The organism is Candidatus Symbiobacter mobilis CR, assembly GCF_000477435.1.
Taxonomy (GTDB): domain Bacteria; phylum Pseudomonadota; class Gammaproteobacteria; order Burkholderiales; family Burkholderiaceae_C; genus Rhodoferax; species Rhodoferax mobilis.
In genome coordinates this window covers 856658-869547 of sequence record NC_022576.1, presented here as the reverse complement: position 1 = coordinate 869547, position 12890 = coordinate 856658, and the positions used below count along the sequence as shown (strand labels likewise).

Annotated in this window: 11 protein-coding genes; all 11 read right to left on the bottom strand. The window is 56.9% G+C overall.

Annotated elements, in window-relative coordinates; all coding sequences use genetic code 11:
• Positions 1-9 precede the first annotated feature (9 nt).
• Complete coding sequence (csm6, locus tag CENROD_RS03610) at positions 10-1164, bottom strand: CRISPR-associated ring nuclease Csm6 (RefSeq protein WP_022771738.1); 1155 nt, start codon at positions 1162-1164, stop codon at positions 10-12.
• A gap of 115 nt (positions 1165-1279) precedes the next feature.
• Positions 1280-1750, bottom strand: coding sequence for a hypothetical protein (locus tag CENROD_RS12370; RefSeq protein WP_151194575.1), 471 nt, complete (start codon positions 1748-1750; stop codon positions 1280-1282).
• Between the two features lie 49 nt (positions 1751-1799).
• Positions 1800-2939, bottom strand: coding sequence for an AAA family ATPase (locus CENROD_RS03600; RefSeq protein ID WP_022771736.1), 1140 nt, complete (start codon positions 2937-2939; stop codon positions 1800-1802).
• Between the two features lie 23 nt (positions 2940-2962).
• Positions 2963-4660: an RAMP superfamily CRISPR-associated protein gene (locus CENROD_RS03595; protein WP_022771735.1), complete on the bottom strand. Its 1698-nt coding sequence runs from the start codon at positions 4658-4660 to the stop codon at positions 2963-2965.
• Positions 4657-5604 carry a type III-A CRISPR-associated RAMP protein Csm4 gene (csm4, locus tag CENROD_RS03590; protein WP_022771734.1) on the bottom strand — a complete coding sequence of 316 codons (948 nt, stop codon included), beginning with the start codon at positions 5602-5604 and terminating at the stop codon, positions 4657-4659. The genes CENROD_RS03595 and csm4 overlap by 4 nt, the downstream gene beginning before the upstream one ends.
• Positions 5605-5624: 20 nt before the next feature.
• Positions 5625-6350, bottom strand: coding sequence for a type III-A CRISPR-associated RAMP protein Csm3 (csm3, locus tag CENROD_RS03585; protein ID WP_022771733.1), 726 nt, complete (start codon positions 6348-6350; stop codon positions 5625-5627).
• Between the two features lie 18 nt (positions 6351-6368).
• Positions 6369-6638, bottom strand: a complete 270-nt coding sequence (gene csm2, locus CENROD_RS03580) for a type III-A CRISPR-associated protein Csm2 (RefSeq protein ID WP_022771732.1) — start codon at positions 6636-6638, stop codon at positions 6369-6371.
• Between the two features lie 218 nt (positions 6639-6856).
• Positions 6857-8362, bottom strand: coding sequence for an ISNCY-like element ISSymo1 family transposase (locus CENROD_RS03575; protein WP_022771644.1), 1506 nt, complete (start codon positions 8360-8362; stop codon positions 6857-6859).
• A gap of 56 nt (positions 8363-8418) precedes the next feature.
• A complete protein-coding gene (locus tag CENROD_RS03570; RefSeq protein ID WP_022771731.1) occupies positions 8419-8781 on the bottom strand; it encodes a hypothetical protein in 363 nt (120 codons plus the stop codon).
• A 12-nt stretch (positions 8782-8793) separates the two neighbouring features.
• Complete coding sequence (cas10, locus tag CENROD_RS03565; protein ID WP_022771730.1) at positions 8794-11499, bottom strand: type III-A CRISPR-associated protein Cas10/Csm1; 2706 nt, start codon at positions 11497-11499, stop codon at positions 8794-8796.
• Positions 11500-11528: 29 nt separating this feature from the next.
• The gene (cas6, locus tag CENROD_RS03560; protein WP_022771729.1) at positions 11529-12539 is read right to left on the bottom strand and encodes a CRISPR system precrRNA processing endoribonuclease RAMP protein Cas6; all 1011 of its coding nucleotides are present in this window, start codon (positions 12537-12539) and stop codon (positions 11529-11531) included.
• Positions 12540-12890: the final 351 nt, after the last annotated feature.

Below are 12890 nucleotides of genomic sequence, written 5' to 3'. Positions count from 1 at the left end.
AAATGGGGGTTATGGGTTGAACACAGTTGGAATTTCCTCAAACGCAATCGCATCCGCGCCCAAAGCCAATTGGTAACGGTGGGGGCGGGTGCCGCCGTCGGCGATCAGATAGGCTTTGGCCGCCGGACCCAGCGCGTTTTTGATTCGGCGTTCCAGCTTGGATTTGCGGGCGCTGAAGTATTCGCCGTCCATGCCGTTGCGCAATGCGCGGTGCGTGGGGTCTTGGTCTTCGGCATCGTTGCCGGTGATGCGGCGGTATTCGCGCAGGTAGATCGTTGCCCAGTCTGGGTCTGGAACACCCTTTGCAGGCGCGGGCAGGGGTTCCTTGCCCATTTCCGCACGGCGCGCAAAAACGGCTAGCAGTGCCAGTTCCGCAGGCGGTAGCGCGATGCGGATTTGGCCCGCAACGATGTATTGGCCGCGCAAGTTCAGCCGCAGCCGGGGTGGGGCCAATGCGGCAATGGCGGCTTCGACGGTGTCATTGAAGCTGGCGGTGCCTGCCAGCAGCGCGGCGGGCAGCCCATGGCGCAGGCTGACGAAAGGGATGTTGGCCAGCGTGACCTGGGCAAGAGCGGTATCGACCAATTGCCCATCACGCACCTGCAAAACACGGCTATAGGGCGTGGGGTAGAAAAATTCGTAGCTCGATTCGAACGGCTCGCTGACGAGGACGTGGCTCAGCCGATCCTGCGCACGGCCATAGAGCGACAAGGCGTAGCCCAGATAAAACCCCATCGTCTTGCGCCCGCCTGCGATGGAAGCGTGCAGAGCGCAAGCATCGTCGGCAGTGAAAGCGCGAACCTGTGCGGTGATGAAGTCGGCAGCGGCCTGGTTGTCCGCCGGAGTGCGGATATCGCCCAACGGCTTGCCCTGGGCATCGCGCATCACATGGATATGGCTGCGGTCGAAAGCGATACCGGGCAGATGGAAGTCGTCCTGTAATTTATGGAACCAGCCAAGGTCTTCACTGAGCAGCGAAAGCTCGGCCCGCTGCGCGCCGGTGGCGGTGGTCAGCAGATGGACTTCGGTAGGAACGAAAGCCTCGTCTTGGTCGGCGGCCAGGGCGTAAATCGTCTCGGTGACGATCTGCGGGGACAAGCCGCTGACAGCGATCAAAACACGGCGCGGATAGCCGGCGGGGTGGTGGGGGTCGTAGGAGTTCATGGGGAGCAGTGTCGGCACGGTTTGGCGGGATGGGGCAATTGGCAAGCTTGCCGCGATCGAGTGGGGGCGTGATCGTGTTGCTGCACTGGATGGTTCTGCGCACGATCGATCCGGGCTACGGATTGCGCGAATTTCTGATCGTGCAAGGCATGACAGTGGCCAGTTGGCTGGAATTGCCCAACTCGGCGCTGGGATCGGCTACATACAGACGTTGTCGGAGTTTGTCGCGTATGGCAGCCCGATTCATGTTGACGGATGGCCACAAACGGTGCGGTTGGAGCGGATGTTCCCAATGCACGGCACAACGTAGGTGCAGTTTTTTCAGTGCCATGCGGGCAAAGCGCTGTGTAGCCGAGTCATCGGTATTGCGTGCGCAAACCAGGGCCGCCAAAGTTGACTTGAACTTCTCGGCAATCTCGTCGCAAAGATCGGTGGTCTTGGTTCGACCATTGGGGCGGAAGTCTTTGCACTCGATCAGCCATAACTGTTTCCCAGTCTCATCGAAAGCTACCAGATCCGCAGCCTTGGATTCCTTGCCAAACGATTGAAATCGTTTTTTATGAAAATGGGTGGCATCCCATTTCAAGACTTGCCAGCTATTTGGAAACGAGTAAACAAAGTCTCCCTCGCGCAATTCAGGCATGGGCCACCCCCTCTGCAAGATAACGATCAGATTGATGCAGTTCCTCGTCCAGCAAAACCAGGGTTTGGATTCCTGCAATATCTTGGCTTTGTTCGACCGTAACTGCGTCACCTGCCATGGTCAACCCCAGGAAACACGTGGGAACACGTGCCTTGCGCTTTCTCTGCACCAACTCGATCTCTCGTAACATGAACAGGCTGTGTGTAGCCAGCACAACCTGGAACCCTTGTTCGGCCAACTCGACCAATGCAGAAGCCAGGCGAACCATCAGCTTGGGGTTGAGGTTGGTTTCCGGTTCATCCCAAAACAGGGTTCCACGGCCTTTCAACGAGCCATTGATCAGCAAATAGGCCAGCATGGCAAGTTTGCGCAAGCCTTCGGCAACGAGTGGAATTTCCAACTTTCCCGCACCGGCTTTGTTTGGAAAAATATAAAAACGACCGGTATCCTGCCGAATATGGCCTTCCATAAGACTTTCTAGTGCTTCGATCAATTGTTGTACTTTGGCTTCATGTTTTTTGTGCGCATTTCCGCTGAGCGCTTTGGCAAGATCGTAATAGGTTTCGTCGAACTCCAGATGCTGGTTTTCATATACGGATGCAAAGCCGGGATAGATGGACAACATTTCCCGCGTCGGAATGAATATTGGTGATGTAGGCAAATATGCCTTGGGCATTTTCTCGATCTTGACTTCGGTTTTTGCATTGGTTGCGAAAGAAAATGCAAAATCCGCCTCTGCAAGATTGGCAAATTCGACCTTGGATTCGACCTCGAATGCAACCTCGACATCGCATCGATTGCGCCCTTGTTGCCGCGATACCAGGCGCCCCAGATACTCAGGGCGGCAGGTGGCGCAGAGCTTGTCGGCCAGACGTTTTTGTAGTTCCTCCTTCGATTGCCGGGCAGCCTTTTCCTGTGCCGCGCTGACCCAACCCACCGAATAGGCCAATTTCAACAATTGGCTTTTGCCAGTACCGTTTTCACCAACAATGACGTTCAGCCCCGGTGACCATTCGATGGTCGCATCGGTAAACACTGCAAAGTTGCGAACCTTCAATCGTTTCAGCATATTGCTTCCTTTTTCATTGGCTTTTGCTTTATTTCCGGGTTTGGGAAGGCCGTTGATGGCCATATTGGCTTATGGGTTGTTGTGCCCTATCCATTACACAATTTGGCCCATTGCAGCTTTTTGCGCTCGTCCTTGCCCAACTCCTTGCCCCGTAGTGCAACGACTTTGGGGAGCCATTCTTCGAGCATCTTGGCCAAGGTGGCTTTGTCTTCGGTGCTCCACCCTTCGGTGACAGCCTGGTTGATTAGGCGGTGTGCATCTTGGAACAAGCCTGCCTGGGCATGGTTCGCCGCCTGGTGCTTGTAATTGCCATGCGGTGGCATCCTTGCATGCCATTCCTCGCACCGTTGGCGCAGTTGCTCGATTCGGCGGCCTTGCTCGGTCATTTGGGCTATAGCCTGTTCTCGTTCTTTCTGGGCGCGTTCCTGCTCCTGCTTGGTGCGGGCTTGTTCTTCGGCGAGTCTTCGTTGTTCTTCCCGCTTTTGCATGGCTGCGGCACGCAAGGTGTGCAATTCCTCTCGCAACGCTGACAGCTTGGTTTTGTTGGCAGACTGCGCTGCGCACCATGTTTGCAGCGCCGTGCATGGTTCGCCAGGGTTGATTTCCACCACCGCCCAGCCAAAGGGGAGGGCGTGATCTCGGTCGTCTTCCTGCTCGGCGGCAAGCCAGATGGTTTTGGTTTGCTCGTGAAAGGAAGACTGTTGCCTTCCTTCTGGCGACCGTCCTTCCAGAATCTTGATCCGCGCCACCCCTTTGCCGGAAAGGGTTTTGCTTTCTGCGCCACCAAAGCGCCCCAGCCGCACCAGGAACATTTCCCCCTTCTGCAAAGGCGCTTCCAGCTCTTTCAGCAAGGCAGCCAGGCGGGCACGCCACCGTTCGCAGCCCATGTTCCGCCGTTCCAGCATCGCCAATTCGCCAAGCAGGCGGGGCAGGTGGTAGGCGTTGCTGTATTTGGCTAGCGTGCGCCAATCCTGGGGTTCCAGATGGGGTAATTCCTTGGGGTCGGCCTTGCCTTGCACTGCCTCCAGCGTGCCCAATACGCCTTCCGCCACCAGGGCGCGGAACTGTCCGTGCAGGATGCATTCCTTGCGGGTGGTTGGCCCCCGTCCTGTGCGTTCTTGCCCCGCACGATCAAGCACTTGGGCCTTTTTGTGGTTGATGGCGAACAGTACGCGCCGTTCCAATTCTTGGCCTGGGGCAGGCATGAAATCGGCAACTTTGAGCAGCCGCAATGGGCTGTTTTGGAAGTCGCCGCGGAACAACTCTTTCTCGAAATTCGCGGTCGATTTGTTTTCGCGTACTGTGTCGGGGGGGACATGCCCTGCATTGATGTGGTCCAACCATGCAGTGCGCAGGCAGCCTTTGAAGCTGCTGCCGGGGATGTACGCCGCTTGATCCGCGCCGGTGTAGCTGTGCCGTTCGATGGCAAGCCGGTTGATGACCTTGGTGCCATCGCCCTCGTTTTGTGCGACTTGGCCGATTCGTTGCTGGTACTGCGACACCACCCCGCTGCTGACGGGAACCAGAACCTGCGCCCAGGGCTGGATGTCCGCCGCGTTTTTGTAGAACAGCTTTTGGATTGCAAGCAAATTCGGCGACCGTGCATCGACCAATTTCTGCAACTCGTCGACCATCTTGCCTGCAATGGCTTGGCTGGGGTCGAAGCCATACAAGGCATCCTTGACGATGACGTAGTTGGTGGGCAGAAAGTCTTCCCCACAGCCGATGTGGATGGGGGAAAGCGGGGTCAGGGCTAGGCGGTGCGTTTGCAGAAAGGGTTTCATGCTTTCTCCTTGGGGCAGGAAATCGGAATGACGGGCGCGTAGCCTTGGTGTACGGTCTCCGGCATCACTGCGGATAAGGGTTGTTGCAACCCGCCGATGCCTTGGCCGATGCAGGGCAGCGTGGGATCGACCGCCTCGGGCCAAAGCACCGCGCCGGCCTTGGCCAACAGCACTGGGCGCTTGAAGGGTTGGCCACGAAGCACGGCGATGTCGCCATGCCTGCCAAAGTGCGTCCAAACCTGGTAGCTGCTGCGGCGTGGGCAAAACCCCAGGCCTTGGGGGGCGCAAGGTGCCAGCGTCAGGTAGGCGTTGCTTTTGTCGGGGGTGGGCCATTGCACTGGCTGCGGTTTCGCCGTCAGTGCGAATTTGCCCAACCCGATGCTTGCGTCGCGCCCAAAGCCAGCCTGCCCCAGGTGTTCCAGGGCATCGGTACACGCTTGCAGGCTCAGCCGCCCGGTATCGAGGACGATGTACAGGTCGCATTGCACGTTCTGGTCGAACCAAGTCTGCGGCATGACGTAAGGGGCAAAAGCGCCTTTGCCCGTGGTGCCGGTTCCCCGGTTGATGGTGTTGTGCGGCTGTGGGGAATCCCGAAAGGGGAACACGTCCTTGTCGGATCGGGCGCGTTGTTGCCAGGTGGGTGTGGGGGCGCGCAGCGCATCGACAGGAAGCCAGCGCCGTTTTTTCCATTGCTTGCGATCCCCGTCACGGGGTTGCTCCCACCAGTGCGAAGGAACGTGGGGCAAGGGAACGTGCCCGCTGGGAAAGGCATCGGAAAGGACGGCGAAAGGTTTGCCGTCGGTGTAACCCTGGAGCAGTGCATCCAGCGCAGCATGGCCCATGCGGTGGCGCAGCACCCAACACAACTGGCCGAACAGGGTGCCTGCGGCCAGTGGGGTGCCTACTGCGCTCGATAGGCGCAAGGTGTAACGGTAGGTTTGCATGGCTGTGGCGATCGATGGGATCAGCGGTCGCCGAAGGGCTTCACCTGGGCAAAGCGCTCCTTGGCGCAGGCACCGTCGATGCACAGGTTGACGAACCGCACCTTGCCGTAGCCACGGGAACCGGAACCGCCGAGGCTGTCCAGCTCCAGCAGCTTCAACCCTTGCAGCACGGTGTCAAGCAACTGGTCTTGATCGCCTTCCAGCTTTTTGATCGACAGACGAAAGTCGAATTGCGCCCCTGCGGGAACCCGTTCCGTTTGGCGCGGATCTTTCGCCATGCCGGAAATGCGGTGGATGCGGTTTTCGCTTTTGACTTCGGTCAGGGGCAGGTTGTCCTCCCGCACGCGCTGTACCCACTCTGGCCGCAGCGGGCAGTCCCAAAAGGAAAGGCGGCTGGGGCCAACGAGGGCGGCTTCTGCTGCCTCCAGCTTGTCACCGCCGCTGGTGCCAAAGAGTTGCAGGATGCGCAGCACTTCCTGTTTGATCGGAGTGCTTGCGTCCGCATTGCAGTAGTTCTTCCATCCGAGTGGCTCGTTTTGTACCGCGCCGCTGCGCCATTCGAGCAGGCTGCGCACCTTGCCTTTGAGGCTGGAACCGGGCAGATAGGGTTCCTGCGTATAGGGGTGTTTGATGACTTTGTTATCGACCCCGCCGATGTGCATTTCGCCGTCCCCCGCGCCGATGCGCAGGCCGGAGAGCACTTCGAGGGTGGCGGTGATGGTGGTGATGGTGTGGAGTTGGGACATGGTTTTTGCTCCGGCAAATTATTTGGAATGCACACGGTAGAAGCCCATAAAGGCTTCCATGAACAGCTTGGCGTTTTGGAGGGTGTCTGGGTCCTGAATGCTTCGAATGACGTGGGTGAGTAGTTTTTCGAAATTGCCTTCGACATGTTTACGCGCTCTGGCGTAGGCCACTTTGGCGACCATCATTCGGATAAATGGGACGGCTTGTTCGTAGCGGGCCTGGCGCTGGGCTTTGCTGCCTGGGTTTTCTGTAAAGCCCTCGGGCGCGTGGACTTTGTCATGCCACATTCCTAGCTCGTGGCTGACAGAAAAGTCGGATTTTTGATGCGTGTACCCGGTACTTTCAGGAAGTGATCCGGAACCTAGACCGGATTACAAATTTTTTTGCGGTCGAATTTTGACAAAAACCATGTATCCTGCTCCAAAAATTGAATTATTGGTGAATGAAGGAAAAGCTATCCTCTGCAACCACTCATGCATCCCTTGAAAAAGACCGTCGAGCGGCATCAAGCCGCTCGACGAATGGATGGTGGTGTCGTTCGCTCGGCATCAATCGATTGCTGACGAACCACCATGCCAATACGGTAAAAATTTCGTGCCAAGACTGACAATGAAACATAGCGTTTGAATCCTTTTATTCCCTCATCGGGGCACATATCCAAACCAAAGTGTTCCAATCCATTGATCGCCGACTCTACAGCAGAATGTGCTTTCCGTAGTTTCACAAATGTCTCGCTCGATTCTCGTTCTTGTTCCGCTTGAGAACAGCGCCCTTTCTTTGGTAAAGCAGCACAGTCTAATAATTTTGCCAATTTTTTCTGATTCTCTTGACTGTGGAATCCTTTGTCAAAACTCACGGCATTCAAAGTCGAGAATCGTTCTTTGGCAGCTTCAACCATTGGTACAGCAACTTCGTTATCTTCTTGCTTCTCCATAACGTGATGATGCAGAATGAAACGATGTTGATCTTCCAGAATACAAACCTTTACCCCCAATTCCACAGGCACACCAGCCTTGCCTTTGCTTATCCACTCCGTATGCGGTTCAAACAGCGAGAATATCTTTTCCGAATGCGGAATGCGTTCCCCGTTGATCACCCTACGGCGAATCTGATCTGATAACTTTTCTGCATGCCCTATGAAGACCTGCAGCTTCGATAGCAACCCTTGCTCCTGTGCGCTGATCTGCGATGCAGCCAAGACGACTTCCTGCCTTGTTTGGGTGGCGCGCTCGAACAGCTCTTTGGCTTGCTTGAGATATTCCTCGCATGCTTCGTGGATGGCAGCTTCCTTTGCTGCACGTTTGGCTTCATTTTTTGAATGAGAGCGCCGAAGCCGCTGGATATGGCGATACTGCTTTTTGAATTGGCGATAAGAGTGTTCATGCTGACGCCAGCCAGACAATTTATGTTTCTCCGCTAACTTTGCACTCCATGCAATGATCTTTTTTATAGCATCAAAAAGAAGATTCAAATCGGTTGGAAAATGTACATCTGTTTCAACGACAAAGGAATCACAACGACCGTGTAGAACGTCGTCCGGGCTTTTTTTTACTAGCGTATGGCCGGTTTTGACCACAACTTGATTGATTCGATCAAGAATCTCTGGGGTAAATAACCTCAAATTATCTTTCAGGGTTTGCACGTTGTATTTTGTCTCATCATACCAGTCAGTATGCCCGAGCATTTGTCGCAATGTCCGATGTTGATTCACCAGCTCTTCCAATCGGTCGTAATCGATATTCAGACCCAATCGAACCACACCGATGACAAGAATTTGCCACTGCGACATACCTGGGCGACCCATATGTGCTTTTACTTTTTCACCAGAAGGGAGTACCGGGAGAATTTCTGAGAGGATAGAGAAAACTTCTTTGCGTACGTCTGGTATTGTGTAGATGTACTGAAGTCCTAGCAGCAATTTTGGGATATCATCGCGAGAACGCAGATCAAGTTGAATGTTGGCGATAGGATCTTCGCCTAATTTCATCTGAGGATTTATGACAGAGCGCATGTAGTTCCCAATTATTTTAATGAAGATTGAAGTAGGATGAAAATATTATATCAAAATTAAAAATTTTGTGTGTAATGCGACATCTTATGCATAATCTCATGAAAATCGCAGGAAAGCGGCTCAATCTTCACCCACCCAAACGTAGCGTACCCTGTTGATTTTGCATGGTTTTCTATTTTTCTGTCAGATACTAGCTCGTCATAAAACTTGCGCAGTTGCGTGTACTGGTTTTTGTGTTTATTGCCATATTCCCCGGCATGATGTACCTTTTTGGCTTTTTCTTTTGCAATCTGGAAAAAAAGCTCATCGGGTAATGGTTTTTGGAACCTAATGTCATCGACCTGTATATCAATGGGAGGCTCTTCCGGAGGCTCTTCCTCTTCCGTTGCGCGTTGGGGTGATTTGACGTAATTGGCCATGGGTATTTCCTCCTATCGTTGGCTGTAAAAGTGGTTGAAAAGCGGAATCCGAAACTGTCCGCGCAATTGGTCAATGCCTGTGTCACCCAGTTGTTCTGCCAATGCGCGTTGGGCGAGGGCGCGTTGCGTTGGGGGCAGCTTGTCCGTGACGTAGCGGCACGTTCGGTAGACGAAGCGGCTGCGCCATAAGGCTTGTTCGGGGTTTTTGGTGTCGGTCGCCAGATCGACGAGCCGTAGCAAGGAATAAAGATAGCCGTGGGACAAGTCGTAGTCTTGGCTCAGTCGATCCAATTCCTGCTGCATGGCTTGCACCTTGGGCCAGTCTGGCCAGCGCACACGTTGGCCAAACAGCACCATGGCGTTTTTGCGTTGGGCAGGGTCGGCCAGTCCGTTGCCTTTGGCGGTATCCAAAGCGTCCTCCGCCTGTTCGGCCAGCGCGTGGATCGGGATTCCCGGTTTGTTCATCACCATCCCTGCGGAAAACGTGATGCGGGGGTTGCGCGCCATGGCTATCTGAAATTGCTCTGCCATGCGTGCGGCCAGCTTTTGCGTGCTGCGCCACGGGCCGATCAGAAAAAAGTCGTCTCCCCCGGCAAAGACGGTGTACGTGTTGGGGAATTCCGTGGCGCATACCGCAGGCAGCCATACGGCAAAAAAGGCGTTCATCTGGCGCGATAGCGCAGCCGTTTTGGCAAAGCTGGGGCGCTGCAATCCTTGCTGAAACAGCGAGCCAAGGTTGTCCACGTCGCCTTTGAGCGTCATCAACGCCACTTGTCCGCGCCAACGGCCTTCGTTGTCGCAAAGTCGATCCTCGCTGGCGATGTGGTGGAAAGTCTTGGGCATTCCGGGGTGCCAGTCGGCGTCGTCTGCGGCCTCGCGTTCGGGGTATTTGTCGGAAAGGGCCGAATCCTGGTCGGTGTATCGGGGAACGTAGGCGTTGACGTTGCGGCGGGCGTAGCCGTTCCACAGCGTTTCCCCCATGCTTTGCGCAAGGCTGAAATCCCAGCAGCGGAGCAAAGTGCCCTCCCGCGCCCAGGGGCCGAATTTGCCGCTGACGTCTTCGCTGCTGGTGAAAAGCACGCGGTAGCCGAATACGGGTACTTCCAAGGCGGTCAGCGCCCCGTCTTCGCGAACCGGGGCCGATTCGGGAACGACGAGCAGGCGTTCTTCCCGGGTCAGCCGCGTGCCGAGCGCGATTTGGTCGCGGGAGAGGGCGGCGCTGCCCTGGTCTGTATCGGCAGGCAATTTGCCGTGGTAGACGCAGGCCCCGTGTGGATACGTCACGTCCAGCACCGGGCCGGCATGGCCCAGCAGGTCGAAGCGCCGGAGCTTGACGCTTTCCAGGCTGCGGAATAGGGCTTCCATCAGCTTGGCAAAACGCCCTTGCAGCAGGTCGTTGCCACTGGCGCTTTGCACGGCCAGCCCCAGCCCGGCCATGCCCAGGGTGTGTTGCAGAAACCATTGGTCGAGTTCTGCGCGAACCGCTGCGATGCGCGCCCGCACGGGTTCCGTGTTCGGGGCGACGATCAGAAACTTGCCTGCGGCGTTGACGATCTGGCTCGTCGAAGGCAACGACAGGGCTTCGAGCACCTTGAGCGCGGCCAGTTCCGTGAACACAGACACCTGAAAAGACCGCCCGCGCAGCAGCTTGGCCGCTTCCTTCTGCGTTTCGCTACCTTGGGAGAAAACGAAGTCCTGGATGCCGAAAAAGTCCCCCTGGATCAGCAGGAATTTCTTCTCGTCCCCATCCTTGCGGTCTTTCATTCTTGCGATGGCTTCCGCGCCCGTTTGCCCGTGGGCTTCGTGCCATTGCCAGAGGGCAGTGGCCAACGCGGCGGTGGCTTTGCAGTGGTCGTAGAGCGAGACTTCCGGCTTCGCGCCAAAGGCCGTTGCGGAGGGAATGGCTTGCGTATAGGCTAGCCATGCGGTATCGAAGTGGTCGAGCCACAACGGCCATTGCGACCGGTGCGATGCTGGAATTTTTTGCAGCGCGGCAAGGAATGCCTGCCACAACGCCCGGTATTCGGCCTGTGCCTTGGCATCGTCGCCGGGTTCGCAATCCTGCCTTTTTGCGGGGAACAGGGCCGATGCAGACATCGGCGCGAGCGGGTAGCGCCATTCGAGGCTGGCTTTCGTCGTGCTGGATGGTTTCCAGATTTGTTCCCACAACGAGAGCATGCGAGCCTGGTAGTAGTTCCGGCCTGTTTGGGCATCGGGGTCTTCTTCTTTGGCGCGGTTGTATTGCTCGAATTCCTCGCGCTCGAAGCCGCTGGCCATGCGGTCTGCCGTGGCGATGATCCATTGCAGAAAGGTTTCCGGCTTGTGGTGGGCGGCAGCGGCGTTGATCAGCGAATCGGGGTCGATGTTCTGCCCCTCCGTCGCCTGGAGTTGTGCCCGGTTGACGAAAGGCGACATCTCGCCTTGGATCAACTCGGGTGCCATCGGTTCGATCTGGTCCAAAGCAAACCCGGTGTACGCCGCGTGTTTGTGCGAGTGGTAGCCGTTCTTGCCCCCAGGGTGGTCGCTATGGAAAGGACAAAACTGCGTGATGTGCGCTTGCAGGGCATCAGCGGGCACGTCGATGCGTGCGCGTTCTGCGAACTTGCCCAGGTCATGCAGCAAGGCGGCAAATGCCACCCGGCATGAGGCTGCCAGTAGGTATTGCGGGCGTTGTGGGTGTTGTGGGTCTTGCGGTGTCATCGTGTGCATGGTGTTCATCGAAGTTCTCCAGTAGTTCCAAAATTCCGTCAGCCCGCATGGGCGCTTTCGCCGACATCCGCCGCATTGCATTCCTCGTCTGGCGGCATCACGCGCAACGCATACCCCCCCAGCCCCATCGTCGCGTTCTTGCCGACATGCAACCATTGCCCCAGCCATAGCCAAGGTGCAATCCGCGCAAGGGTGTCGGCATCGCCGAGGAGCGTCCAGCGGCCCATCACGCCGCCCAGGGTCATTTCCTGCTGCTGTCTGCCGGAATAGCGCGTCCAGTCGAACCAGCGCATATCGCGCTCTTCGTCAAGCTGGCTGCCCAGGTGGGCGATGTTTCGGGCTGCGTCGCCCCAGCCGGAAAGGCGGGCGTGGAATTCCAGCAGCAAGGCGGCGCGGCGCGCAACGGCTGCGATGAGGGCGCGGGCGGTCAATTCGCCCACGCCCAGCGGACGGCCCTGGTGTTGCAAGCGCAATGGCGTATGCAGGGTCAGCGCCAGCGAGGTGGGCTGCGCCGCACCGGGGGTGGGCCAGGGCAGGGTGGCAGGATGGTCCGCAACCGTGGGGTGGTCTGCCTGCCAGACGGGGTGCGGCTGGGCAGCTTGGTCGATCCACTCCACTTTGTCGAGATGGACAGGCGCCCGCGCTTTGGTCAGCCCACCGGCCAGCGCGCGTTGCCATGCAACGATCACCAGCGCAAGCTGGTCGATCGCATGGCCGACGAGCACCGTATGAAAAACCAGTTCCTCCTCCGGCTGGAGCAGCCGTGCGCCGGGCGCGGGCGGTTCGATCACATAGGGGTTGGGAATCTGGCTGAAATCCTGCAAGCCATGCGCGCCTTTGGGTGGGGCGGGGGCTTCAAAGATGCGGCTATAGGGGCAGGTTTGCCGTAGCGGGCAGCCAGGGCAGGTGGGTTGGCGCGTCATACACGCCAGTTTGCGCAACGCGGCGCCAAACTGGCCGCGCAACAGGGAACCGGCATAGTCCGGCAGCGTCAAAGGCTGTAAGGCATGGGCGGTGAAACGGTAGCGGGCAATGGGTAGGTGCTGCATGGCGTTGAGCAAGAAAGTACACGCCACGGCAGTCTAGGCACACTTTGGGGCCTTGACAGAAGCGGCAGGCTTGCCGATGCACGATTTTTTGTGCCAGGGCGTGCGATTGGGGTGAGGAAATACGGAAATCAAGTACCCCCTCGGGTAACCTGCCACTGGGCCATCGAATGCAGCAGGGACATTGATCTATCAGGCTCCTAGTGCGGAAAACCAAAATGCCGACTTCGGTCACTTTCTATAATTCGTGAGGGATGGGGTAATCGTGATAGTCATGCTGACAGTTGGCTGTTTCGTGCAAGCGCTGTAACCATTGTCACCATGGATTTATAAAGGAGCGCAATGATCAATATG